Source organism: Rhodococcus sp. NPDC057529 (genome assembly GCF_042802055.1).
Lineage (GTDB): Bacteria > Actinomycetota > Actinomycetes > Mycobacteriales > Mycobacteriaceae > Rhodococcus_F.
In genome coordinates this window covers 73,307-97,578 of the sequence record NZ_JBHVEY010000021.1, presented here as the reverse complement: position 1 = coordinate 97,578, position 24,272 = coordinate 73,307, and the positions used below count along the sequence as shown (strand labels likewise).

22 protein-coding genes are annotated in these 24,272 nt (G+C 69.0%); 3 read left to right on the top strand and 19 right to left on the bottom strand.

From position 1 onward, the window contains the following. The first annotated feature begins 35 nt into the window (after positions 1-35). Positions 36-1,133: a DUF4185 domain-containing protein gene (locus ACFU5V_RS32710; protein ID WP_378704097.1), complete on the top strand. Its 1,098-nt coding sequence runs from the start codon at positions 36-38 to the stop codon at positions 1,131-1,133. On the opposite strand, the gene ACFU5V_RS32705 is transcribed toward ACFU5V_RS32710, so the two are convergent. The 13 genes from ACFU5V_RS32705 to ACFU5V_RS32645 form a co-directional block, all read right to left on the bottom strand. Then, positions 1,060-2,847 (bottom strand): ABC transporter ATP-binding protein/permease, encoded by a 1,788-nt coding sequence (locus ACFU5V_RS32705; protein WP_378431317.1) that lies wholly within the window; start codon positions 2,845-2,847, stop codon positions 1,060-1,062. The genes ACFU5V_RS32710 and ACFU5V_RS32705 overlap by 74 nt on opposite strands. Before the next feature lie 139 nt (positions 2,848-2,986). Continuing rightward, positions 2,987-3,235: a hypothetical protein gene (locus ACFU5V_RS32700; RefSeq protein ID WP_378704095.1), complete on the bottom strand. Its 249-nt coding sequence runs from the start codon at positions 3,233-3,235 to the stop codon at positions 2,987-2,989. Between the two features lie 105 nt (positions 3,236-3,340). Further along, a complete protein-coding gene (locus ACFU5V_RS32695) occupies positions 3,341-4,219 on the bottom strand; it encodes an acyl-CoA thioesterase (RefSeq protein ID WP_378431319.1) in 879 nt (292 codons plus the stop codon). Continuing rightward, on the bottom strand, positions 4,220-5,638 hold the full coding sequence (gene pyk / locus ACFU5V_RS32690) for a pyruvate kinase (RefSeq protein ID WP_378704094.1): 1,419 nt from the start codon (positions 5,636-5,638) through the stop codon (positions 4,220-4,222). A gap of 37 nt (positions 5,639-5,675) precedes the next feature. Further along, the gene (locus tag ACFU5V_RS32685) at positions 5,676-7,178 is read right to left on the bottom strand and encodes a glutamate synthase subunit beta (protein WP_378704093.1); all 1,503 of its coding nucleotides are present in this window, start codon (positions 7,176-7,178) and stop codon (positions 5,676-5,678) included. Further along, on the bottom strand, positions 7,171-11,754 hold the full coding sequence (gene gltB, locus ACFU5V_RS32680; protein WP_378704091.1) for a glutamate synthase large subunit: 4,584 nt from the start codon (positions 11,752-11,754) through the stop codon (positions 7,171-7,173). Before gltB ends, ACFU5V_RS32685 begins: the two co-directional genes overlap by 8 nt. A gap of 274 nt (positions 11,755-12,028) precedes the next feature. Further along, positions 12,029-12,868, bottom strand: coding sequence for an NINE protein (locus ACFU5V_RS32675; protein ID WP_378704090.1), 840 nt, complete (start codon positions 12,866-12,868; stop codon positions 12,029-12,031). After that, positions 12,861-13,916, bottom strand: coding sequence for a prolipoprotein diacylglyceryl transferase (lgt, locus tag ACFU5V_RS32670; RefSeq protein ID WP_378704089.1), 1,056 nt, complete (start codon positions 13,914-13,916; stop codon positions 12,861-12,863). Before lgt ends, ACFU5V_RS32675 begins: the two co-directional genes overlap by 8 nt. Next, positions 13,913-14,716, bottom strand: coding sequence for a tryptophan synthase subunit alpha (trpA, locus tag ACFU5V_RS32665; protein ID WP_378431324.1), 804 nt, complete (start codon positions 14,714-14,716; stop codon positions 13,913-13,915). The genes lgt and trpA overlap by 4 nt, the downstream gene beginning before the upstream one ends. Continuing rightward, complete coding sequence (gene trpB, locus ACFU5V_RS32660; protein ID WP_087556303.1) at positions 14,713-16,032, bottom strand: tryptophan synthase subunit beta; 1,320 nt, start codon at positions 16,030-16,032, stop codon at positions 14,713-14,715. Before trpB ends, trpA begins: the two co-directional genes overlap by 4 nt. Before the next feature lie 62 nt (positions 16,033-16,094). After that, positions 16,095-16,904: an indole-3-glycerol phosphate synthase TrpC gene (trpC, locus tag ACFU5V_RS32655; protein ID WP_012687986.1), complete on the bottom strand. Its 810-nt coding sequence runs from the start codon at positions 16,902-16,904 to the stop codon at positions 16,095-16,097. Positions 16,905-16,990: 86 nt separating this feature from the next. Further along, a complete protein-coding gene (locus tag ACFU5V_RS32650; RefSeq protein WP_378704088.1) occupies positions 16,991-17,695 on the bottom strand; it encodes a TIGR02234 family membrane protein in 705 nt (234 codons plus the stop codon). Continuing rightward, the gene (locus ACFU5V_RS32645) at positions 17,692-19,278 is read right to left on the bottom strand and encodes an anthranilate synthase component I (protein ID WP_378704087.1); all 1,587 of its coding nucleotides are present in this window, start codon (positions 19,276-19,278) and stop codon (positions 17,692-17,694) included. Before ACFU5V_RS32645 ends, ACFU5V_RS32650 begins: the two co-directional genes overlap by 4 nt. Before the next feature lie 59 nt (positions 19,279-19,337). Between ACFU5V_RS32645 and ACFU5V_RS32640 the strand changes: the two genes are divergently transcribed. After that, the gene (locus tag ACFU5V_RS32640; RefSeq protein ID WP_378704085.1) at positions 19,338-19,802 is read left to right on the top strand and encodes a peroxiredoxin; all 465 of its coding nucleotides are present in this window, start codon (positions 19,338-19,340) and stop codon (positions 19,800-19,802) included. Here ACFU5V_RS32640 and ACFU5V_RS32635 read toward each other — a convergent pair. Beyond that, positions 19,790-20,569 (bottom strand): dioxygenase, encoded by a 780-nt coding sequence (locus ACFU5V_RS32635; protein ID WP_276137718.1) that lies wholly within the window; start codon positions 20,567-20,569, stop codon positions 19,790-19,792. The genes ACFU5V_RS32640 and ACFU5V_RS32635 overlap by 13 nt on opposite strands. A 202-nt stretch (positions 20,570-20,771) precedes the next feature. On the opposite strand from ACFU5V_RS32635, the gene ACFU5V_RS32630 reads away from it, so the two are divergent. Beyond that, a complete protein-coding gene (locus tag ACFU5V_RS32630; RefSeq protein ID WP_378431330.1) occupies positions 20,772-21,281 on the top strand; it encodes a MarR family winged helix-turn-helix transcriptional regulator in 510 nt (169 codons plus the stop codon). Positions 21,282-21,336: 55 nt separating this feature from the next. Here ACFU5V_RS32630 and ACFU5V_RS32625 read toward each other — a convergent pair whose 3' ends face one another. From ACFU5V_RS32625 to priA, 5 genes are read right to left on the bottom strand one after another with little or no spacing between them, the layout of a single operon-like run. Further along, a complete protein-coding gene (locus ACFU5V_RS32625; RefSeq protein ID WP_378704083.1) occupies positions 21,337-21,516 on the bottom strand; it encodes a 4-oxalocrotonate tautomerase family protein in 180 nt (59 codons plus the stop codon). Between the two features lie 50 nt (positions 21,517-21,566). Beyond that, positions 21,567-21,911 (bottom strand): phosphoribosyl-AMP cyclohydrolase, encoded by a 345-nt coding sequence (gene hisI / locus ACFU5V_RS32620; protein WP_095865270.1) that lies wholly within the window; start codon positions 21,909-21,911, stop codon positions 21,567-21,569. Continuing rightward, entirely contained in the window at positions 21,908-22,681 is a 774-nt protein-coding gene (hisF, locus tag ACFU5V_RS32615; RefSeq protein ID WP_012687994.1) for an imidazole glycerol phosphate synthase subunit HisF, read from the bottom strand. Before hisF ends, hisI begins: the two co-directional genes overlap by 4 nt. Beyond that, the gene (locus ACFU5V_RS32610) at positions 22,678-23,511 is read right to left on the bottom strand and encodes an inositol monophosphatase family protein (RefSeq protein ID WP_378431333.1); all 834 of its coding nucleotides are present in this window, start codon (positions 23,509-23,511) and stop codon (positions 22,678-22,680) included. Before ACFU5V_RS32610 ends, hisF begins: the two co-directional genes overlap by 4 nt. A gap of 9 nt (positions 23,512-23,520) precedes the next feature. Next, positions 23,521-24,255, bottom strand: coding sequence for a bifunctional 1-(5-phosphoribosyl)-5-((5-phosphoribosylamino)methylideneamino)imidazole-4-carboxamide isomerase/phosphoribosylanthranilate isomerase PriA (priA, locus tag ACFU5V_RS32605; RefSeq protein ID WP_005247511.1), 735 nt, complete (start codon positions 24,253-24,255; stop codon positions 23,521-23,523). Positions 24,256-24,272 lie beyond the last annotated feature (17 nt).

Here is a 24,272-nt window from a genome sequence, read left to right as displayed (position 1 = left end):
ATTCACCGACCACCCGAATTCCCCGACGGTAGGGAGTGCGTATCCCGGGCAGCACCACGACACCGGCAGCGACCTTCGTGAAGGAGGTCACCGGCGAGGCGACGCGGCGATGGGGTGTGTACGGCACCGACCTCGGCTGTCCGGTGCGCCTGGCCGACGGCCGGGTCGCGTTCTTCTTCGGCGACACGTTCAGCTCCCGCGGCCGGAGCAGCAGAGGGTGGCGCAGTCCCGTGATGTTGCGCTCCGCCACAACCGATCTCCGCGCCGGCATCGAGTTCGACTCCGCGGCAGGCGGCCGGACGGCGAGGGAGATCCTCCCGAACGCGCACGACGTCGGCGAATCACCCCACCGGGAGTCGGCGGGCAGCGAGTTCACCGTGGTTCCCGCGGACGCCGTCACGATCGGCGACCGGACCTACCTGTCCGTCGTCAGTGTGCATTCGTGGGCGTCGCACGCGTGGCCGACGAACTTCACGTATCTCGCCTGGTCCGACGACGGCGGCGAGCACTGGCACCGGACACGCGCCCGGTGGGACAACCGCGGCGGGTCGCTCGACCAACTGTGGACCATGGAACGGCACGACGGCTACGTCTACGTCGTCTCGAGCGCATTCGACCGCACCAATCCGGGGGGAATGATCCTGCGCCGGGTCCCCGAGGCGCGGATCCTCGAACCGGGAGCCTACGAACACTGGGGCTGGGACCGTGGCACCGGGTGGGCGTGGGGACAGCCCGCGACCCCGATCCTGCCGGGACCCGTCGGGGAGATGTGCCTGCGGCGGATCGACGGCACCTGGGTCCTCGCCTACTTCGACCCCACCGCCTACGCGATCGTCACCCGCACGGCGCAGCGCATCGACGGACTGTGGTCGGAACCGACCGTGCAGGTCGCCGGCGGCGACTGGGGAGCCACGGACGGCACGTGGGCACAGATCTACGGCGGATACATCCACCCGGCGTCCACGGTGGACGAACTGCACCTTCTTGTGTCGCAATGGAACACGACGACCGGGGACCCGTACCGGGTGCTGCAGTTCACCACCCGGCTGGACGCGCCCGTCACCCCACGAGCTCCGACTCCGTCCACCGACCTTCCCCTTCGAGTTCCACACCACGGGAATGGAATTGGTTGAGGGTGCTGCGGTGTCCCACGCTCACCACGATGCTGTCCGGGAGTTCGGCCCTGAGCAGGGTGTAGAGCGTGTGTTCGAGGCCCTCGTCGATCGCCGACGTGGCCTCGTCGAGGAAGATCACCGCGGGACGGGCGATCAGCACCCGTGCGAACGCGAGGCGTTGCTGCTCGCCCGGCGACAGGATGCGCGTCCAGTCCGCGGTCTCGTCGAGACGATCACCCAGATTGCCCAGCGACACCCTCGACAGCGCACCACGCACGACGTCGTCGGACGCCGTCGGCTCCTTCGGGTAGGCCAGCGCGGTGCGCAGCGACCCGAGCGGCAGGTACGGCCGCTGGGACAGGAAGATGGCCTCCCCCGAAGGCCGCGACACCGTGCCGTCGGCGTACGGCCACAGGTCCGCGAGGGTGCGGAGCAACGTGGTCTTGCCCGAGCCGGACGGCCCCTTGACCAGTAGCGACTGCCCCGGCGTCACGGTGAGCGCGAGGCCTTCGATGAGGGTCTCTCCCGTCGGGATGCGCACGTCCAGATTCTCGACCTGCAGATCGTCGCCCGACTTGCCGGTCTCGAGGACCGGAAGTTCTGCAGCGTGCTGGTTGTCGTTGGCCAGACCGTTGAGGCGGATGAGGGTCGCGCGGAAACTGGCGAAGTCGGCGTACGACTCACGGAAGAAGGACAGCGAGTCGTGGACCTGACCGAAGGCCTGCGACGTCTGCATCACGTCACCGAGCGAGACCTGGCCGGTGAACAGCCGCGGCCCCTGCACGAGGAACGGGAAGATGACGGCCGTCTGGTTGACGGCGAGGTTCCAGCCACTGAACTTCAACGTCCGGAAGACGATCTGCCACATGTTCCGGATGACGTCCGCGAACCGTCCGGCGAGGGTGCGACGCTCGACGTTCTCGCCGCGATAGAACGCGATGCTCTCGCCGTACTCCCGCACCCGGATCAGCGCGTAGCGGAAGTTGGCGCCGAGTTTCTCGTTGAGGAAGTTCAGCTTGATGAGGGGCTTGCCGATCCAGAACGCCACCACCGTGGTCACCAGCACGTAGATGTAGACGAGGAAGATCATCGCCCGGGAGATCTCGACGCCGAACACGGTCATCGGGCCGGACAGATCCCACAGGATTCCCGTGAACGACACGATCGACAGCACCGCGGTCACCGCGCCCATCGACAGCGAGCGGGACGTGGTCACGAAGTTGGTGATGTCGGCCTGGATGCGCTGATCCGGGTTGTCGATCGCGTCGCCGAGGAACCGGTCGCGGTAGTAGGCGCGGCTGTCGAGCCAGTCGTCGACGAGATGGTGGTTGAGCCAGGTCCGCCAGTCGATGTCGAGGGTCTGCCCGATCAGGTACTCGACGAGGGCCCGCACCACGTGGACCGTCGCGAGGATGGCGAACACACGGAGGAAGTGCCAGAACGCCGACTGGTCCAGATTCTGGATCGAATCGTAGAAGTCGTTGTACCAGTAGGAGAACAGGACCGTCATGCGCACCGCGAAGACCGTCGACAGCAGCAGCACCGCCAGGATGATCAACGGCTTGAGGCTGCGCCGCGGATTGAAGTACGGCGCGGCGAAGCGCCAGAACTGCCTACCCCATTTGGTGAACCGCGCGAGCAGTATCACCACGACGACGAACGCGACGACAGTCATGACGTATGCCTTGAGCAGCCACATCGAGCTGTCCCATACGACGTTGTTCCAGTCCACGACCCATATCCCCGATCACGAGGTGAAACTCACCAGAAAAGATGGCGAAGTCTAACCCCGGACGCCGGTGATGGGCGAGAGATCCGCGCAGGACACGCGCCGGGGCGGAGACGCAGCCCCCGGAGAGGCGACGGGGATGCTACGAGTCCTTCTCGGATTCAGGCTCTTTCAGATTGCCGTCGTCGTCGACGTAGTCGTCGAAGGCGGTGCCCGACACGGTGCCGTCGGAGCCGGGCAGGACGACCGTCTCGCGGGCGCCCGGCTCGTAGCGGGCGTCGATCTCCTCCACCTTCTTCCTGGCTTCGGCGAGCGCCTCGTCGTCGGGCACGGGAACTTCGCTCTCGGCCTGGCGGCCGGTCTTCTTCTGCTCGGGTTCGTCTGCGCTCATGGTGCACGTCCGTTCCGTCTCGGAGATTCCAGACCGACCATACGCCGCGGCCACCGGTTGAACTACCGTTCAAAGCCGTTCGGTGGCAACGGAATGGCAGCGCCGCTATTGCTTCGGCGGGAAGTGCCGGATGAGGCCCTCCTGGACCACGGTGGCCAGCAACTCCCCCTCGAGGGAGAAGAAGCGCCCGGTCGCGAGACCGCGGGACCCCGCCGCGACCGGCGACTCGGTGGCGTACAACGTCCAGTCGTCGAAGCGGAACGGCCGGTGGAACCAGATGGAATGGTTCACGGTGGCCGCGACGATCCGGTCCAGCCCCCACGACAGTCCGTGGGTGGTGATGATGGAGTCCAGGACCGTGGTGTCCGACGAGTACCCCATGACGGCCACGTGAATGAGTGGGTCGTCCGGAAGGTCGCCGTCCGATTTCATCCAGACCCGGTTGTGGGTGAGTTTCTCCCCCGTGCCCTTCATGATCCACGACGGGTCGTTCGCGTAGCGCATGTCGATCGGCTTGAGCGCGTCGACGAACATCTTCAACCGGTCTTCGTAACCCTGGAAGTGGTCGCCGAGCGGCGGCAGCGTGTCCGGGAACGGGACGTCGGGCACCTCGACCGCATGCTCGAGACCCTTGCCCCAGTCCTGGAACGCCGCCAGCATGACGAACAGTTCCTGACCGTTCTGCAGCGCCGTGACCTGTCGGTTTGCGAATGCCCGACCGTCGCGGTGCCGCTCGACGCGGTACTCGATGGGTTCCTTGACGTTTCCGCCGCGGATGAAGTGGGCGTTGACCGCGTGCACGGCGCGCTCGCCGCTGACGGTGCGGCCGGCGGCGACCAGTGCCTGGGAGATCAACTGGCCGCCGAACGTCCGGCTCCCCACCTGCGCGGGATGCCGACCTCGGTACGTGTCCTCCCCGGTCCTCTCGAGATCGAGAAGTTCGAGCAGGGTCTGGAGATCGGTCTTCGCCGCGACTTCGCTCACCTAGTGGTCCTCTTCGCCGATTCTGTGGACGTGGATCAGGTTGGTCGAGCCTACGGTGCCGGGCGGCGACCCCGCCACGATGACCACGAGTTCACCCTTCTGGTACCGGCCCAGCCCCAGCAACGCGTTGTCGACCTGCCGCACCATCGCATCCGTACTGTCCACCGGATCGACGATGAACGTCTCCGTCCCCCACGTCAACGACAACTGGCTGCGCACCTCCGGCAACGGCGTGAACGCCAGCAACGGCAACGGCGTGTGCAACCGCGCCAACCGCCGCACCGTATCCCCCGACTGCGTGAACGCCACCAACGCCTTCGCATCCAACCGCTCCCCGATGTCGCGGGCCGCGTACGAGATCACCCCCCGCTTGGTCCGCGGCACGTGCGTCAGCGGCGGCACCTGCGTCGACTCGTTCTCCACCGCCTCCACGATCCGCGCCATCGTGCGCACCGTCTCCATCACGTACTTCCCCACCGACGTCTCACCGGACAGCATCACCGCATCCGCACCGTCGAGCACCGCGTTCGCGACATCCGACGCCTCTGCCCGGGTCGGCCGCGAATTCTCGATCATCGACTCCAGCATCTGCGTCGCCACGATCACCGGCTTCGCGTTCTCCCGGGCGATCTGAATCGCCCGCTTCTGCACCAGCGGCACCTGCTCGAGCGGCAACTCCACACCCAGATCACCACGCGCGACCATCACCGCATCGAACGCCAGCACGATCGCCTCGAGGTTGTCGATCGCCTCCGGCTTCTCCAGCTTCGCGATCACCGGGATCCGCCGGCCCACCCGGTCCATCACCGCGTGCACCAACTCCACATCCGCCGGCGACCGCACGAACGACAACGCGATGAAATCGACACCGAGCGCGAGCGCGAACTCCAGGTCGGCGATGTCCTTCTCCGACAACGCCGGAACCGACACGTTCATCCCCGGCAGCGACACACCCTTGTTATTCGACACCGGGCCGCCCTCGGTGACCCGGCAGATCACGTCGTTGCCCTCCACCCCGGAGACGACGAGACCGACCTTGCCGTCGTCCACCAGCAGCCGGTCACCGGGCTTGGCGTCCTCCGCCAATTGCTTGTACGTGGTCGAGACCCGGTCGTGGGTGCCCTCGCACTCGTCGACGGTGATCCGCACCTCCTCACCGTTGGCCCACGTGGTGCGCCCCTCCGCGAACCGGCCCAGCCGGATCTTCGGGCCCTGCAGATCGGCGAGGACACCGACCGCCTTGCCCGTCGCGTCCGAGGCCGCCCTCACGCGTTTGTAGTTCTCCTCGTGGTCGGCGTGCTCGCCGTGGCTGAAATTCAGCCGCGCCACGTCCATACCGCTCTCGACGAGCTCGCGAATACGGTCACCGGTGGCGGTAGCAGGTCCAAGTGTGCATACGATCTTCGTGCGTCGGTTCACGGCCTCGAGCCTAGTCGCCCCGCGCGCCCTTCTCCATTTAGACGACTGCCAGCGGAAGCGCCGTCGGATGCACCGGCGACGGCAGGTCGGACGCCCCGGTCAGGTACACGTCGACGGCGTGCGCCGCGGACCGGCCCTCCGCGATCGCCCACACCACGAGCGACGCGCCGCGATGCGCGTCCCCGCAGACGAAGACCCCGGGTGCGGTGGTCTGCCAGTCCGGGCCGCAGGAGAGCGCACCCCGCCGGGTCGGCGACAACCCGTAGTCGTCGAGCAGCGGACCGAGATCGACGCCCTCGAAGCCGATCGCGAAAAGCGCCAGTTCGCACGGCAATTCGATCTCCTCACCGACCGGTGTGATGATGCGTTTGCCGTCCTCACGGGTGACTTCGACCTCGGCGAGCACCATGGACCGGACGTTCCCGTTCGCGTCGCCGAGGAACCGCTGCACCGCGACCTGGTACCGGCGGACACCGCCCTCCGCGTGCGCGGGCGACGTCCGGAGCACCATCGGCCACGCCGGCCACGGCGTCGCGGCCTCGTCCCGCTCCGTCGGCAACTCCGGGTTGTAGTCCAGTTGGGTCACCGACAGCGCACCCTGACGGTGCGCCGTCCCGAGGCAGTCGGCGCCGGTGTCGCCGCCGCCGATGATGACGACGTGCTTGCCCTTGGCGGTGATGGCCGCGGGACCGTCGCCCTCGCATTCCTTGTTCGAGGTGACGAGATGTTCCATCGCGAGATGGATCCCGTTCAGCTCCCGGCCCTCGACGGTGGTGTTGTCGCGGGCCCGCAGCGCACCGATCGCGAGCACGACCGCGTCGAAGTTCGCGCTCATCTGCTCCACCGTGAGGTCGACTCCGACCTCGCAGTCGGTGACGAAGTGGGTTCCCTCGGCGCGCATCTGCATCAGACGCTGATCGAGAATTGCCTTCTCCATCTTGAATTCCGGGATGCCGTACCGCAGCAGTCCACCGAGCCGGTCGTCGCGCTCGTACACGGTGACGTCGTGCCCCGCCCGGGTCAGCTGCTGAGCCGCCGCCAGACCGGCCGGGCCGGAACCGACCACCGCGACCTTCCGCCCCGTGGAGATCATCGGCGGTGTGGGCACCACCGTGCCCGACTCCCACGCGACGTCCGCGATGGCCTGCTCGATCCGCTCGATCGTGACACTGCCCGTCGTGTGCGTGTCGGCGAGCGAGAGCACACACGCCGACTCGCACGGCGCCGGACACACCCGGCCCGTGAACTCCGGGAAGTTGTTGGTGGCGTGCAGCCGCTCGCTCGCCGCCGACCAGCGGCCGCGTCGCACGAGGTCGTTCCACTCCGGGATCAGGTTGCCCAGCGGGCAGCCCGCACTTCCCGAGTGGCAGAACGGGATTCCGCAGTCCATGCACCGTGCGGCCTGCTCGGACACTTCGGCGGCCCGCTCCGCGGAACTCTGCGGCGCGTACACCTCGTTCCAGTCGTGTATCCGCTCCGCGACCGGACGCTTGCGCGCCTCCTTCTTCACGATGTGCAGAAAGCCCTGGGGATCAGCCACGTGCCGCCTCCATGATCGCAGTGTCGACGTCGAGTCCCTCCGCCTTCGCCATCCGGGTCGCGTCCAGCACCCGCTGGTAGTCCACCGGCATCACCTTGGTGAACAGCGTGGACCGGCGGGGCCAGTCGGCGAGCACCGACGCGGCCACCGCGGAACCGGTCCACCGGTGGTGCCGGGTGACGGCGCCGCGCAACCAGTCCAGGTCGTCGGGGTCTGGTTGCATCAACTTCACCATCGCCGGGTTCACGTCCTCCGGGTCCAGGTCGAGGACGTACGCGATGCCGCCGGACATCCCGGCCGCCATGTTCCGTCCGGTCGGCCCCAGGATCACGACCCGCCCGCCCGTCATGTACTCGCAGGCGTGGTCGCCGACACCCTCCACGACGGCCGACGCACCGGAATTGCGCACCGAGAAGCGTTCACCGACGCGTCCCCGCAGATAGACCTCCCCCGAAGTGGCGCCGTAGAGCAGGGTGTTGCCCGCGATCACCTGCGTCTCCGGGACGAACAGCACGTCGTCGGCGGGACGGACCACGATCCGCCCGCCCGACAATCCCTTCCCGACGTAGTCGTTGGCGTCCCCGGTCAGGTCGACGGTGATGCCCGGCGGCAGGAACGCGCCGAGCGACTGCCCGGCCGAACCGGTGAACGTGAGCCGGATCGTGTCGTCCGGCAGCCCGGCGGCGCCGTAGCGGCGGGTGACCTCCGCGCCCAGCAGCGTGCCGACGGTCCGGTTGACGTTGCGCACCGGCATCTCGATCTCCACGGCGTGGGCGTCCTCGAGGGCACCCTCCGCCAACTGGATGAGCGTGCGGTCCAGCGCCCGGTCCAGTCCGTGGTCCTGGTCGCGGTCCCGGCGCCGCTGCGACAGCGGCTCCCCGTCCGGCCCGGTGGGCACGGCGAAGATCGGGGTGAGGTCGAGGCCGCGGTTCTTCCAGTGGGCGATCCCCTGCGCGGTCTCGAGGACGTCGGCGTGACCGACGGCCTCGTCGATGCTGCGGAACCCGAGGTCCGCCAGGTACCGGCGCACGTCCTCGGCGACGAACCGGAAGAACTCCTCCACGAACTCCGGTTTGCCGGTGTACCGCTTGCGCAGTTCCGGGTTCTGGGTGGCGACGCCGACCGGGCAGGTGTCGAGGTGGCACACCCGCATCATGATGCAGCCCGCCACGATCAGCGGGGCCGTGGAGAATCCGAACTCCTCCGCACCCAGCAGTGCCGCGACCACGACGTCCCGTCCGGTGCGCATCCCGCCGTCGCACTGGACCGTGATGCGGTCGCGGAGCCCGTTGAGCACGAGTGTCTGCTGGGCGTCGGCCAGCCCGATCTCCCACGGCGCCCCCGCATGCTTCATCGACGTCAGCGGGGTGGCCCCGGTACCGCCGTCGTTGCCGGAGATGAGGACCACGTCGGCGTGCGCCTTGCTGACGCCGGCGGCGACGGTTCCCACCCCCACCGAGCTGACCAGCTTCACGTGGACCCGGGCCCGATCGTTGGCGTTCTTCAGATCGTGGATCAGCTGCGCGAGATCCTCGATCGAGTAGATGTCGTGGTGCGGCGGCGGGGAGATCAGCCCGACCCCCGGCGTCGAGTGCCGGGTCTCCGCGACCCACGGGTACACCTTGTACGCCGGCAACTGGCCGCCCTCGCCGGGCTTGGCGCCCTGCGCCATCTTGATCTGGATGTCGCTGGCGTTGATCAGGTAGTCGCTGGTGACGCCGAACCGCCCGCTCGCCACCTGCTTGACGGCGCTGCGCCGTGACGGATCGTAGAGCCGGTCGACGTTCTCGCCGCCCTCCCCGGAGTTGGAGCGTCCGCCGAGATTGTTCATCGCGACGGCCATCGTCTCGTGGGCCTCGGCGGAGATGGAGCCGTAGCTCATCGCGCCCGTGTTGAACCGGGTGACGATCCGCTCGACCGGTTCCACCTCGTCCAGCGGCACCGGCGGCCGCACCCCCGCGCGGAACGTGAACAGGCCGCGCAGGGCGCCACCGGCCTCGGCGAGACGATTCACCTCGTCGCTGTACTTGGCGAACACCTCGTGCCGACCGGTGCGGGTGGCGTGCTGCAGCAGGAACACCGTCTCCGGGGTGAACAGGTGCAGTTCGCCGTCGCGGCGGAACTGGTACTCGCCGCCGTCCTCGAGGCGCCGGTGGGCGAACTCGGCCGGGTTGTCCGGGTACGCCTGCCGGTGGCGGACGGTGACCTCGCGGGCGATCTCGTCGAGACCGGCGCCGCCCAGCTTGCTGACCGTGCCCGTGAAGTACTCCTGGACGAGGTCGCGGTCCAGGCCGATCGCCTCGAACACCTGCGCCGCGGTGTACGAGCCGACGGTGGAGATGCCCATCTTCGACATCACCTTGAGCACACCCTTGCCGAGCGCGGTGAGGTAGTTCCGGACGGCGATCGTGTGCTCGACGCCGGTGAGTTCGCCCTCGGACACGAGGTCCTCGATCGACTCCATCGCGAGGTAGGGGTTGACGGCGGCGGCGCCGTACCCGATGAGCAACGCCAGGTGGTGGACCTCGCGGGCGTCACCGGATTCGACGACCAGCGCCACCTTGGTGCGTTCCTTGGTCCGCACCAGGTGGTGGTGCACCGCGGCCACCGCGAGCAGTGACGGGATCGGCGCCCGCGTGTGGTCGGAGTCCCGGTCCGAGATCACCAGCGTCCGGTAGCCGTCCGCGATGGCGGCGCTCGCCTGCGCCCGCAACTCCTCGATCGCCTCGGCCATCCCCGCACCGCCGCGCTCCACGTCGTACAGCGCGCGCAGCACCGCCGCGGCGAGACCGGGATGGTTGCCGTCCGCGTTCACGTGGATGATCTTGTTCAGCTCTTCGTTGTCGAGCACCGGCCACGGCAGCACGATCTGCCTGCACGACGCGGCGGTCGGCTCGAGCAGATTCTGCTCCGGACCCATGACCCGCGACAGCGACGTGACGATCTCCTCGCGGATCGCGTCGAGCGGCGGATTCGTGACCTGCGCGAACAGTTCGACGAAGTAGTCGTAGAGCAGCCGCGACCGCTGCGACATGACGGCGATCGGCGTGTCAGTCCCCATCGAACCGAGAGGCTCGCCGCCGGACGTGGCCATCGGGGCGAGCAGGATGCGCAGATCCTCCTCGGTGTACCCGAACGCCACCTGCCGCCGCACCACCGACTCGTGGTTGTGCTGCGCGTGCGGACGATCCGGCAGCGTCTTCAGTTCGAGCAGCCCGGCGTACAGCCACTCGGCGTACGGCCGCTCCGCCGCGAGCCGCATCTTGATCTCCTCGTCGGGCACGATGCGGCCTTCCGACGTGTCGACCAGGAACATCTGCCCCGGCTCGAGGCGGCCCTTGGCCACCACCTCCGACTGCGGGACGTCGAGGACACCGCTCTCGCTCGCGAGGACCACCCGCCCGTCGACGGTCTGCCACCAGCGTCCCGGGCGCAGGCCGTTGCGGTCCAGCACGGCGCCGACGACGGTCCCGTCGGTGAACGTCACACACGCGGGCCCGTCCCACGCCTCCATCAGCGACGCGTGGAACTGGTAGAACGCCCGACGGTCCGGGCACATCGACGTGTCGTTCTCCCACGCCTCCGGCACCATCATCATCACGACGTGCGGCACGCTGCGGCCCGCGAGGTGCAGCAATTCGAGCACCTCGTCGAACGACGCCGAATCCGAGGCGTCGGGGGTGCAGATCGGATAGACCCTGCGCAGGTCGCCCGGGATCACCGCACTCGACAGCAACGCCTCACGGGCCCGCATGCGGTTCCGGTTGCCGCGGACCGTGTTGATCTCCCCGTTGTGCGCCACGAACCGGAACGGATGCGCGAGCGGCCAGGACGGGAACGTGTTGGTCGAGAACCGGCTGTGCACGATCGCGATCGCGCTCGCCATCCGCGGGTCGCGCAGGTCCGGGAAGTACCGCGCCAACTGGGACGTGGTGAGCATTCCCTTGTAGACGATCGTCCGGCTCGACAGCGACGGGAAGTACACGCCGCTGCCCTCCGCCTCGATGTCGTCGGTGACCTGCTCGGCCCGCTTGCGCAGCGGGTAGACGAGGCGGTCGAGGTCGAGCCCGCCGGGCCGGATCCCGCCGACGGCGGGTGCGGCGACGAACAACTGGCTCATGTGCGGGGCGCACGCGCGGGCCGTGGAGCCGACGTCCGCACCGTCCGGATCGACGGGCACCGGACGCCAGCCGAGGATCTGGAGACCCTCCTCGTCCGCGAGGTCGGACACGCGTCGTTGCGCGGCCGCCCGTGCCTGCGGGTCCTGTGGGAGGAAGCAGATGCCCGCCGCGTACGTGCTGCTGCCGTCGTCCAGGGGCGCCGGGAGGTCGAACGGGGCGAGAGCCCCGAAGAATTCGGTGGGGAGTTGGAGCAGGATGCCGGCGCCGTCGCCGCTGTTCGGTTCGGATCCCGCCGCGCCGCGGTGCTCGAGATTCTCGAGAGCGAGGAGGCCGTCGGAGACGATGGAGTGGGAGCGGCGGCCGTGCACGTCCGCGACCATGGCGACACCGCAGGAATCGGCTTCCTGGTCCGGGTCGTACAAGCCCTGGGGACCGGGCAACTGAGAGAACAGCACCGATATACCTCCACATCGGCCGGGAAGACCACCAGTGTGTGCGCTCCGCACGTGCTGTCGGCGGCCTCCGCTAGCGGGGTCGCCACGACGGGCGCTAACTGCTTTTCGGGGGTCTACCGGGACAGCATCGGCCCGTGAAGGTTGTAACCGGACATGCATCCGGCGCGCTCAGCTTACCAGGACCGATACCCGGCAAGATATGCCGAATCGGGCCCGCAACGGGCGGTGGCCCGTGTCGCATCAGCAACACGGGCCACACGGTGTCCGGGGATCGTCACTGGTCCCGCAAGGGCCGTCCGTACTGGTCCTTCACACTCCCGGTCAGCATCATGATGCCGTCGACCAGCGGCCAGATGCCGCCGATTCCACAGGTCAGCCACGTCACGGCGATCTGCGCCACGGCGATGCCGGGCTGGTTGAGGTAGAACCGCCCGACGCCGAACGCGCCGAGGAAGATCTGCAGCAGCCCGGCAGTCAACTTGGACTTGTCGGAGTACGGCTCACCCGTCAGCGGATGCCTGCCGAACGGCGCCGACGGATCGGCGTACGCGTTGTAGCCGGGGGCGTACCCGGGCGGCGGGTACCCCTGCTGGGGGTAACCCTGCTGCTGTCCGTACCCCGGCTGCTGGTACCCGGGCTGCTGGTAGTCCTGCGGCGATTGCGGAGCCGCCCCGTACTGCGCGCCGTAATTCGGATCCGGCGCCCCGTACGTCGGACCGTCCGGCTGCTGGGGCTTCTGGTACCCGGAGTACGGCGCGGTCGGCGACGTCGACTCGCCCACATTCGGGAACGGGGCCGTCGGCTCGGTTCCGCCCGGCGACGGGTAGGTGGGCGTCGACCCCCAGCCCGGGCCGTTACCGACACCCGAATAGGTGTCCCAGCCCGGTCCCGTCCCGGACGACCCCGGTGACGGCGTCGCGTCGGACGTGGCGGGCGGCTGGGACAGCGAGGCCTCGGCGGTGGCGTCGTAGTCGAAGGGCGAGCCGAATTCCGGCGGCAGGCTCGAGTCGCTGCTGCTCTCGGTGCCGTCGCTGCTCTTCCCCAGGTCGACCTTGTGTGCGTCCTCGGATGCACCCGTGCCGGAATCGTCGGATGCTTTCCCCGGTTCACTCATTCGCGTCATCCTTCTTGCTGTCGATGGTCTTCGTGCCCGCGTCGCCGCCTGCACTCGCAGTACTCGCGGCCTTGTCGTCCGATACCGACTCCGATGCAGACGCCTTCCCGTCCTCGTCCCTGCCCTCGACCTTCTTCTCCCCCACCGGTGCGGGCTCGTCCGCGACCGGTTCGCCGTCGGCTGGCCGCAGGTCCGCCGGATCCTCGCGCCCCTTCGTGGCGGCGAAGAAATACACCACGGCCGCGACGAACACCAGGGCGGAGGTGAACGAGTTCACACGGACACCGGCGATGAGGCTCGCGTGGTCGCTGCGCATCAGTTCGATCCAGAAGCGCCCGGCGCAGTACCCGGCCACGTACAGGGCGAAGAGGCGGCCGTGCCCGATGCGGAACCGGCGATCGACCCACACGAGCAGGATCACGATCAGCACGTTCCACAACGCCTCGTACAGGAACGTCGGATGCACCACGAACGCGACCTCGCCGGTGGACACCCCGTCGATCAGCTGCGGCGACACCTGTCCGACGTCGTTGCGGCGGTCGAATATCTCGAGCCCCCACGGAACCTCGGTCTCGCGACCGTAGAGTTCCTGGTTGAAGTAGTTTCCGAGCCGCCCGATCGCTTGCGCGAGCAGGATCGCCGGCGCGACCGCGTCGCCCAGCGCCGGCAGGGGGATGCCGCGGCGACGGCACCCGATCCAGGCGCCGACACCGCCGAGCGCCACGGCGCCCCAGATGCCGAGGCCGCCCTGCCACACCTTCAGGGCGTCGACGGGATCGCCGCCCTCCCCGAAATACGTCGGCCAGTCGGTCATCACGTGGTAGAGGCGGCCGCCGATCAGGCCGAACGGCACCGCCCAGATGGCGATGTCGAGGACGGTGCCCTTCTCGCCGCCGCGGGCGACCCAGCGACGGTCGCCCCACACGATCGCGACGACGATCCCGACGATGATGAACAGCGCGTACGCGCGCAGGGCCACCGGTCCGACATACCAGACACCTTGGGGCGGACTCGGAATGTAGGCCAGTACGTCCACAGTGGAAGTCACGACGCCACGGTAGCGGAGCGAACGCCCTCGGCGAGTTCCTCCGTCAGCGAGCGCACCGCGTCCAGACCACTCTCCGCGGCGGTGACCAGCGCGGATCCGACGATGACCGCGTCTGCGTAGGCGGCGATCTCGGCTGCCTGCGCACCGGAGCGGACACCCAGTCCGACACCCACCGGAATGTCCGAGTGGGCGCGGATGCGGGCCGTCAGTTCGGGTGCCATCGACGACACGGCGTCACGGGCGCCGGTGACGCCCATCGTGGACGCGGCATAGACGAACCCGCTGCTGGCGTCGAGGGTGATCGCGAGACGCTCCTCCGTCGACGACGGCGCGACGAGGAAGATCCGGTCGAGGTCGTGTTCCTTCGACGCGGCGATCCACTCACCCGCTTCCTCGGGGATGAGGTTGGGGGTGATCAGGCCGAGACCGCCTGCGCCGGCCAGATCGCGGGCGAACTTGTCGACGCCGTACTGCAGAACCGGATTCCAGTACGTCATCACGACGGCCTTGCCGCCGACGGAGGCGATCGCCTCGACGACCGTGAACACGTCACGCACCCGGACACCGTTCTGCAGCGCCGTCTCCGCCGCCGCCTGAATCGTGGGTCCGTCCATCACCGGGTCGGAGTAGGCGATGCCGACCTCGACGATGTCGCAACCGGATTCGACCATCGCCGTGAACACGTCGATGGATTCCTGCACGGTGGGGAACCCGGCCGGGAGGTACCCGACGAGCGCGGCGCGCTTCTCCTCGCGGCACTGCGCGAACGTCGGGGCGAGGCGCGAGAGTCGTTCGCTCACTTGGCCGAACCTTCCTTGTCAGTCGTGGTGGTCTCGGTCGAGTCGTCCGGATCGAACAGCCCGAACCACTTGGCCGCCGTGTCCATGTCCTTGTCGCCGCGCCCGGACAGGCTGACGACGATGATCGCGCCCTCCCCCAGTTCGCGGCCCAGTCGCAGTGCACCGGCGACGGCGTGGGCGGACTCGATGGCCGGGATGATGCCCTCACGCTCGGACAGCAGACGAAGCGCGTCCATGGCCTCCGAGTCGGTGACCGGCTCGTAGGTGGCGCGGCCGATGTCCTTGAGGAGCGCATGTTCCGGGCCGACCCCGGGGTAGTCGAGTCCCGCGGAGATGGAGTGTGACTCGATGGTCTGGCCGTCCTCGTCCTGCAGCAGGTACGAGTACGCGCCCTGGAACGCGCCCGGGGTGCCTCCCGCGAACGTGGCGGCGTGCCTTCCGGTCTCGACGCCGTCACCGGCGGCCTCGTATCCGACCAGCCGCACGGACGGGTCGTCGAGGAAGGCGTGGAAGATGCCGATGGCGTTGGAGCCGCCGCCGACGCATGCGGTCACGGCGTCGGGCAGCCTGCCCGTCAGCGCCTGCACCTGGACTCGCGTCTCCAGACCGACGACGCGCTGGAAGTCGCGGACGATGGTCGGGAACGGGTGCGGTCCGGCGGCGGTGCCAAAGCAGTAGTAGGTGTTGTGGGCGTTGGTGACCCAGTCGCGCAGCGCCTCGTTGATCGCGTCCTTCAGGGTCCTCGACCCCGACTCGACGGACACCACGGCCGATCCGAGCAGCCGCATGCGGGCGACGTTCAGTGCCTGCCGCTCGGTGTCGACGGCGCCCATGTAGATGATGCATTCCAGACCGAGGAGCGCGCAGGCGGTGGCGGTGGCCACGCCGTGCTGGCCGGCACCGGTCTCCGCGATGATGCGGGTCTTGCCCATGCGCTTGGCGAGCAGCACCTGCCCGAGCACGTTGTTGATCTTGTGCGAGCCGGTGTGGTTGAGATCTTCGCGCTTGAGGATCAGCCGCGCCCCGCCGGCGAATTCGCTCATCCGCGTCGCCTCGAAGATCGGGGACGGACGGCCGGTGTAGTCGCGCTGGAGGCGATCGAGTTCGTTCAGGAACGATTCGTCGCCGCGCGCCTTCTCGTACTCGGCGGTGACCTCCTCGATCACCGCCATCAGGGCCTCCGGCACGTGCCGTCCGCCGTACACGCCGAAGTGCCCTCCGGCATCGGGGTCGTGCGTGGTGCGCTCGGCGATTCCGGCGCTGGCAGTCGGCAGATTGCCACCCTTGAAGACGGTTTCCTGATTACGTGAAGTCACAGGTCCAGTCTGCCTCGAGGCCGGGTTCCGCCGCCGTCCGGGTCAGGTCCGCCGGGGCTACCTCAGCGCGACGGCTTGGGGCAGGACGGGTGCGCGCCTGCGTTGACCAGATCGGCCACCGCCTTGCGCGGATCACCGCTGGTGACGAGGCCTTCGCCGACCAGTACCGCGTCGGCTCCCGCACCGGCGTACGCCAGCAGGTCGGCCGTGCCGCGCACCCCGGACTCCGCGATCTTGATGATCTCGGTGGGGAGCCCGGGAGCGATCTCGCCGAACGTGTTCTTGTCGACCTCGAGCGTCTTGAGGTTGCGCGCGTTGACACCGATGACCTTGGCGCCCGCCTCGATCGCCCGGTTCGCTTCTTCCTCGGTGTGGACCTCGACGAGGGCCGTCATTCCCAGCGACTCCGTCCGGTCGATCAGCGACGCGAGCGCGTCCTGCTCGAGGGCGGCGACGATGAGCAGCACCATGTCGGCGCCGTGCGCGCGGGCCTCGTGGATCTGATACGGCCCGACGATGAAGTCCTTGCGGAGGATCGGGATGCTCACCGCGCGGCGGACGGCGTCGAGGTCCGCGAGGGACCCCTGGAACCGGCGCTCCTCGGTGAGCACGCTGATCACGCGGGCGCCACCGGCCTGGTAGGCGGCGGCCAGTTCGGCGGGATCGGCGATGTCGGCGAGCGCACCCTTCGAGGGGCTGGCGCGCTTGACCTCGGCGATGACTCCGATGCCCGGCTCGAGCAGGGCGGCCGCGGCATCCAGGGCCGGCGGTGCGGCGGCGGCGGCAGCCTTGACTGCGGCGAAGTCAAGGACGGCTTCGCGGGCGGCGACGTCGGCGCGCACCCCGTCGAGAATCGAGTCGAGAACGGTCATCGTGGCCCGAGTCCTTTCTGGGCAGAAACCCGATGTGAGGAACATCATCAGGGGTGAAGCCAGCCTAGATGGCACTCTGATTGTGTTTACGTCCGGGTACCCGGGTCCTCGTCCGAACCGTCAACTTGGTCGACAGGTTCGGTCCTCTTGTCGTCCACCGTGGGGTCCTCCCCCGCGTCCAGGGCGTCCCAGAGCATGCGCTGGGTGACGGGACCGTCGGCCGAATCGGCACCGGCCTTCTTCGCCGCCTCACGTCGCGCACCGGGGCTGTCGTACTTGGAGGACAGCCCCGCCCGCACCCGCGGCCTGCGGACCAGTTCCACCGCGGCGGCGAGCGCCGCCAGGGCCCCCACCAGCACGAGAACCGCCGGTCCGGCGTGCACCGACACCGACTGGACCTCGGCCCGGCCCGGCAACTCGGCCAGCCGCGCCGCCTCGTCGTCGGAGGCGCCGGACACGAGCAACCCCACCGCCGGGACCGCGGCCGCGACGGCCACCACCGCGACGAGCACACCCAGCACGCGCAGGGCCCAGCCCTTCACGGCGAACGACGCGGCGATCGCGGCGACCAGGGTCAGCGCCAGCGGCGTGAGCGCCGCCGCCCACGTGCCGCCCACGAGCACCGACGTGCGCTCCTCGCCGAGCCCGTCGGAGGAGGTGACCTCCACCCACGTCATCCGTGAGGCGCCCCACAGGCTGACTGCGGCGACCGCGAGGAGCAGCACCGCGAACATCGATCGGCGACGCCCCGCCCGCGCGGGGTCCCGGGCCGGCTCCGACGAGTCGCTCACTGCGTGTCGCCTCCCAGGGTCTTCAGCGTGTGCGCCGCCGCGATCGCGCTGAGCACCGCCATCGCCTTGTTCCGCGCCTCGGTGTCCTCGTATTCGGGGTTCGAGTCGGCGACGACGCCCGCGCCCGCCTGGACGTACCCGATGCCGTCCTTGATCAGGGCGGTGCGGATCGCGATGGCCGTGTCGGCGTCACCGGCGAAGTCGAGGTACCCGATGATGCCGCCGTAGATGCCGCGGCGGGTGGGTTCGAGTTCCTCGATCAGCTGCATCGCCCGGACCTTCGGCGCGCCCGACAGGGTGCCGGCCGGGAAGCAGGCGGTGACGGCGTCGAGGGCCTGCTTGCCGTCCGCGAGGTGACCGGTGACGGTGGAGACGAGATGCATCACGTGGCTGTACCGCTCGATGTGGCGGTAGTCGTGGACCTTCACCGTGCCCGGTTCGCAGACGCGGCCGAGGTCGTTGCGGCCCAGGTCCACGAGCATCAGGTGCTCCGCGTTCTCCTTCTCGTCGGCGAGCAGGTCCTTCTCGAGGAGGATGTCCTCCTCCTCGGTGTGCCCGCGCCACCGGGTGCCCGCGATCGGGTGCGTGGTGGCCACACCTTCCGACACGGTCACCAGCGCCTCCGGGCTCGATCCGACGATCGAGAACGCGGTCTCGTCGTCACCGTTCGGCACGTTGAGGAGGTACATGTACGGGCTGGGGTTGGACGCGCGCAGCATCCGGTAGACGTCGATCGGGTCGGCGGTGCAGTCGATCTCGAAGCGCTGCGACAGCACCACCTGGAAGGCCTCGCCGGCCTCGATGTCGCCGACGAGTTTCTGCACGTCGGCGCCGAACCCCTCGGTGGTGCGCTGACGGCGGTAGTCGGGGGCGGGTTTCGCGAACGTGGACACGGTCGACGACGCCGGGGCCGACAGGGCGCGCGTCATCCGGTCCAGCCGCTCCACCGCGGAGTCGTAGGCCTCGTCGACGCGTTCGTCCGTGCCGTCCCAGTTGACGGCGTTGGCGATCAGGGTGATGGCACCCTCGTGGTGGTCGACGGCCGCGAGATCCGTCGCCAGCAGCATCACCATCTCGGGGATCTGCAGGTCGTCGGTGGCGTGCTCGCCGATGCGCTCGATGCGCCGCACCGCGTCGTATCCGAGGAAGCCGACCATGCCGCCGGTCAGCGGCGGCAGGTCGGGCAGCCGCTCGCTGCGCAGCAGTTCGAGGGTCTGGCCGAGCGCGGCGATCGGATCGCCGCCGGACGGCGCGCCTGCGGGAACGTTGCCGTACCAGGCGGCTTCACCGTCGACGACGGTCAGCGCGGCGGGGCTGCCCGCGCCGATGAACGACCATCGGGACCACGATCGGCCGTTCTCCGCCGACTCGAGCAGGAAGGTGCCGGGCCGGTTCGCCGCCAGTTTGGTGTAGGCGGACAGCGGTGTTTCCGCGTCTGCCAGCACCTTGCGCGTCACCGGAACGACCCGGTGTTCGGCGGCGAGAGCGTGGAACTGCTCACGTGTGGTGGTCGAGTCGGACCCGCCGTCGGCCGGGGTGGCGGCGGACTCGGGTGCGGGAATCGTGGTGGGCTCGCCGTGCATGCCGACCATCATCCCAGGCGCACTCGTACCGCCTGCGTGCGCGGGTAGCCTCGGCACCCATGAAGCCAGGTCAGCTCGCACCGGAATTCACCCTGCCCGATCAGGACGGCATCGCACGATCGCTGTCGAGCCTCCTCGAGGACGGCCCCCTGGTGCTGTTCTTCTACCCCGCGGCGTCGACGCCCGTCTGCACCGCCGAGGCCTGCCACTTCCGGGACCTCGGAACGGAGTTCTCCGCCGTGGGAGCGTCGCGGGCCGGAATCAGCACCGATGCGGTGGCGAAGCAGGCGACGTTCGCGCAGGCGCAGTCCTTCGACTACCCGCTGCTGTCGGACGCCGACGGAGCCGTCGCGGAGAAGTTCGGTGTCCGCCGCGGACTGCTCGGCAAACTCGCCCCCGTCAAGCGGTCGACGTTCGTCATCGACACCGACCGCACCGTGCTCGAGGTCATCTCGAGCGAGTTCCGCGCCAACACGCACGGCGATCAGGCACTGGCCTTCCTCCGGACGCGTCAGGCCACCTGAATCGATCGCTTGGCCAGCCCCATCCAGAAACCGTCGATCACCTGCCGGGGAATCTGCTCGGGGTCGCTCGACGCGCCGAGCGTGACGAAGAGCGGCGCGAAGTGCTCGATCGTCGGGTGTGCGTACGGCATGCCCGGCGCGAGCGAGCGGAAATCGATCAGCGAATCCACGTCGCCCGCGGCGAGACGCTCGTCCGCCCAGGCGTCGAACTCCGAGGACCAGCCCGGTGCCTTCGCGTCGGGTGACGGGTCGCGCAGGAACGGCAGTCCGTGGGTGGTGAATCCGGAGCCGACGATCAGCACGCCCTGCTCGCGCAGGGGACGCAGCCGCTCTCCGAGGTGCAGCAGTCGTTGCGGGTCGAGCGTCGGTAGCGAGATCTGGAGGACCGGGATGTCGGCGTCGGGGTACATGACCGTCAACGGCACGTAGGCGCCGTGGTCGAGGCCGCGATGCGGCTGGTGCGACACGGTCTCGTCGTCCGGCATCAGGGACACGACCTGCGCCGCGAGTTCGGGGGCGCCGGGCGACTCGTACGTGGTCCGGTAGAACCGTTCGGGAAAGCCCCCGAAGTCGTAGACGAGGGGGGTGCCGGTGGTCGTGGATCCGATGGTGAGCGGCGCCGATTCCCAATGCGCCGACACCATGAGAATGGCCTTGGGCCGCGGCAGGTCGCCCGCCCACTTCGCCAGCTGCGACACCCACAGGTCGCTGTCCACCAGCGGCGGCGCACCATGGCTGAGGAACAGGGCGGGCATGGGGTTGGTCATCGCGACTCCTTCGGATCGAGGTCCCGCATCGACGAAGAAGCGAACTCGTCACCCGCCGCAATGTTGAACCTTCAAGTTACTATAGGAGTCAACATGCGGGCGCGGCAACTATTCCCCGGGCACGAATCGGCCCCGCGGCGTGCTAACTATGGAGGACACGCTGCACACGCGTGGATCGACGTACGGACGGAGGACACCACCGATGAGTGGCAACGACGAGGGCAAGCCGGACCAGCCCGGCACCCGATGGCTCGACGCAGAGCAGCAGGAGGCCTGGCTCACCCTCATCGCACTGGTCACCCGGCTCCCCGCCGCACTCGACACCCAGCTCCAACGCGACTCCGCACTCACCCACTTCGAATACTTCGTCCTCGCCTCCCTCTCCGGCGAAGCGAACCGGCGCCTGCAGCTGTCCCTGCTCGCCCAGCGCGCCAACGCGTCACTCTCCCGGCTGTCCCACGTCGTCACCAAAATGGAGAAAGCCGGCTGGGTGCGCCGCGAAAGCATCCGCGGCAGCCGCGGCTCCGACGCCGTCCTCACCGACGAAGGCATGGCCAAGGTCGTCGAAGCAGCGCCGCCGCACGTCGAATCCGTCCGGTCACTGATCTTCGACGGCCTCTCCCCCGACCAGGTCCGTCAACTGTCCGAACTGTCCGGCGCCATGCTCACCCAACTCGACAAGAGCATCGCCTCGGGAACCGGCAAAGCCTGACCACCACTCACCCCAGCGGCATCCCGACAGCTCACCCCAGCGGCATCCCGACAGCTCACCCCAGCGGCGTCCCGCCGACACCCCAGCTGTCGCGCGGCACCTCCGTGATCGTCACCCACACCGACGCCGCATTCTTTCCCGTCGCGTCGGCGTACGCCTTCGTGACGGCCTCGATCGTGGCGCGCTTCTGCTCCGCCGTGAGCCCCGGCGTCTGACTGATCTGAATAAGTGGCATGCGGACATCCTGCCCGAGGGCAAACGAACATCCCGCCGAGGGCCGCCGCGTCAGTCGGCGGCGAGCAGGACGTCCGAGTCGAAGCAGGTGTGCGTGCCCGTGTGGCACGCCGCCCCCTCCTGGTCGACGACGAGCAGCACCGTGTCGCCGTCGCAGTCGAGCCGCACCTCGTGGACGTACTGCGTGTGACCGGACGTCTCGCCCTTCACCCAGTACTGCTGACGGGAGCGGGAATAGTACGTGCCCTTACGGGTCTCGAGGGTGCGCGCGAGGGCCTCGTCGTCCATCCACGCCACCATCAGGACGTCGCCCGTCGACCGCTCCTGCGCGACGGCACTGAACAGTCCCGCCTCGTTGCGCTTGAGCCGTGACGCGATGGCCGGGTCGAGACTCATCGGACGGTGATCCCTTCTGCACGCATGGACTTCTTGACGTCGCCGATCGTCATGTCGCCGAAGTGGAAGACGCTGGCGGCGAGGACGGCGTCCGCGCCGGCCCCGACGGCGGGCGCGAAGTGCTCGACGGCGCCCGCTCCCCCGCTGGCGATCACCGGCACGTGCACGGCAGCGCGGACCGCGCGGATCATCGGCAGGTCGAAACCGGCCTTCGTGCCGTCCGCGTCCATCGAGTTGAGCAGGATCTCCCCGACGCCCAGTTCGGCGCCGCGGACCGCCCACTCGACCGCGTCGATGCCGGTGCCGCGCTTGCCGCCGTGGGTCGTGACCTCCCACCCCGACGGAGTGTCCGGTTGGCCCTGCGGCACGGTGCGCGCGTCCACCGACAGCACGATGCACTGGGAGCCGAAGCGTTCGCTCAGTTCGCGGAGCAACTCGGGCCGCGCGATCGCCGCCGTGTTGACGCTCACCTTGTCGGCGCCGGCACGCAGCAACCGGTCGACGTCCTCGACGGTGCGGACACCGCCGCCGACCGTGAGCGGGATGAACACCTGTTCCGCCGTCCGGCTGACCACGTCGAGCATGGTGCCCCGGTCCGCGGTCGACGCGGTGACGTCGAGGAACGTGAGCTCGTCGGCGCCCTGGGCGTCGTACGCGGCCGCCAGTTCGACGGGGTCGCCCGCGTCCCGCAGGTTCTCGAAGTTGACGCCCTTGACGACGCGTCCGGCATCGACGTCCAGACACGGGATCACTCGAACCGCCAGAGTCATTGCGTACGCCCTCCTGAAGGCTCGGAACGGGGATCACCCAGTGATCCGAGGATATCGAGAATTTCGCCGTGCACCCCGGGCGCTCCGGCAAGCACCGAATCGGACGTCACCGTCCAGGGCTTGCCGCCCAGATCGGTCACCACACCGCCCGCGGCGCGCACCAGCGCCACACCGGCCGCGTTGTCCCACGCATTGTGGCCGAACACCACCGCACCACCGAGTATTCCGGCCGCGGTGAACGCGAGGTCGACGCCGGTGGATCCGTGGATCCGGATCCGCGAGGACACCCGGCTGAGCTGCGCGAGGACCTGCAACCGGTACGCGCCGGGGATACGCCCGCGACTGTCGATGTTCAGCGCCCCCAAGCCCACGATCGACGACGCCAGCGACGTGCGGCCGAGCCTCGGCAGCGGCTGACCGCCCTCGAGCAGCGGGCCGTCCGCGACGGCCGCGTAGCGCCGCCCGACGAGCGGCAGCCACGTGAGGCCGAGAACGGGAACCCCGTCGTCGAGGAGCGCGAGCAGCGTGCCCGCGGTGGGCAGACCCGCCGAATAGTTGAAGGTGCCGTCGATGGGGTCGAGCACCCAGACGGGTCCGCTGTCGAGGTCGGGTCCGCCGAACTCCTCGCCGTGGACGTCGATGCCGGTCCGGTCACGCAGTTCGCCGGTCAACCGCTTCTCGAGCTCGAGGTCGACGGCGGTCGCGAAATCGTCGGGGCCCTTGTGGACGGCGCTGGGCGCACCCACCCCGGAGACGAACCGGTCGTGCACTCCGTCGAGCAGCTCACTGGCGACGGCGAGGAGTTCCCGGGGATCGCGGGACAGGACCATGGCGCGAACTCAGCCCGAGACCGCGGCGAGCGCCTCGGGGAGGGTGAACCGCCCCGCGTACAGCGCCTTGCCGACGATGGATCCCTCGACGCCCTGGTCGACGAGTCCGGCGATCGCCCGGAGGTCGTCGATGGTGGACACACCACCCGACGCGACGACGGGCGCGTCGGTGGCCGCGCAGACCTGCGCGAGGAGTTCGAGATTGGGGCCGGTGAGGGTGCCGTCCTTGCTCACGTCGGTGACGACGTAGCGGGAGCAACCGTCCTTGTCGAGCCGGGCGAGGGTCTCCCACAGGTTCCCGCCCTCGGTGACCCAGCCGCGGCCGCGAAGCTGGTATTCGCCGTCGACGAGGCGCACGTCGAGACCGACGGCGATCTTCTCGCCGTACTTGGCGATGGCGCGCGCACACCACTCGGGGTTCTCGATGGCGGCGGTGCCGAGGTTGACGCGACCGCAGCCGGTGGCCAGTGCGGCCTCGAGCGACGCGTCGTCGCGGATTCCGCCGGACAGTTCCACCTGGACGTCGAGTTCCCCCACCACGTCCGCGAGGAGTTCGCGGTTCGAGCCGCGACCGAAGGCGGCGTCGAGGTCGACGATGTGGACCCACTCGGCACCGTCGTTCTGCCATGCGAGGGCGGCATCACGAGGCGAGCCGTATCCGGTCTCGCTTCCTGCCTCCCCCTGGACGAGGCGAACAGCTTCACCGTTGACGACATCTACAGCAGGCAAAAGGACCAGGCTCACGTGCGACAACCCTAGTC

Excerpts from the sequence above, each read along its gene's own strand:
- ACFU5V_RS32625 (WP_378704083.1), bottom strand. The coding sequence starts at position 21,516 with ATGCCACTTATTCAGATCAGTCAGACGCCGGGGCTCACGGCGGAGCAG.
- hisF (WP_012687994.1), bottom strand. The coding sequence starts at position 22,681 with ATGACTCTGGCGGTTCGAGTGATCCCGTGTCTGGACGTCGATGCCGGA.
- ACFU5V_RS32675 (WP_378704090.1), bottom strand. The coding sequence starts at position 12,868 with ATGAGTGAACCGGGGAAAGCATCCGACGATTCCGGCACGGGTGCATCC.
- hisI (WP_095865270.1), bottom strand. The coding sequence starts at position 21,911 with ATGAGTCTCGACCCGGCCATCGCGTCACGGCTCAAGCGCAACGAGGCG.
- ACFU5V_RS32610 (WP_378431333.1), bottom strand. The coding sequence starts at position 23,511 with ATGGTCCTGTCCCGCGATCCCCGGGAACTCCTCGCCGTCGCCAGTGAG.
- trpC (WP_012687986.1), bottom strand. The coding sequence starts at position 16,904 with ATGACCGTTCTCGACTCGATTCTCGACGGGGTGCGCGCCGACGTCGCC.
- ACFU5V_RS32640 (WP_378704085.1), top strand. The coding sequence starts at position 19,338 with ATGAAGCCAGGTCAGCTCGCACCGGAATTCACCCTGCCCGATCAGGAC.
- ACFU5V_RS32630 (WP_378431330.1), top strand. The coding sequence starts at position 20,772 with ATGAGTGGCAACGACGAGGGCAAGCCGGACCAGCCCGGCACCCGATGG.
- ACFU5V_RS32635 (WP_276137718.1), bottom strand. The coding sequence starts at position 20,569 with ATGACCAACCCCATGCCCGCCCTGTTCCTCAGCCATGGTGCGCCGCCG.
- ACFU5V_RS32645 (WP_378704087.1), bottom strand. The coding sequence starts at position 19,278 with ATGCACGGCGAGCCCACCACGATTCCCGCACCCGAGTCCGCCGCCACC.
- ACFU5V_RS32700 (WP_378704095.1), bottom strand. The coding sequence starts at position 3,235 with ATGAGCGCAGACGAACCCGAGCAGAAGAAGACCGGCCGCCAGGCCGAG.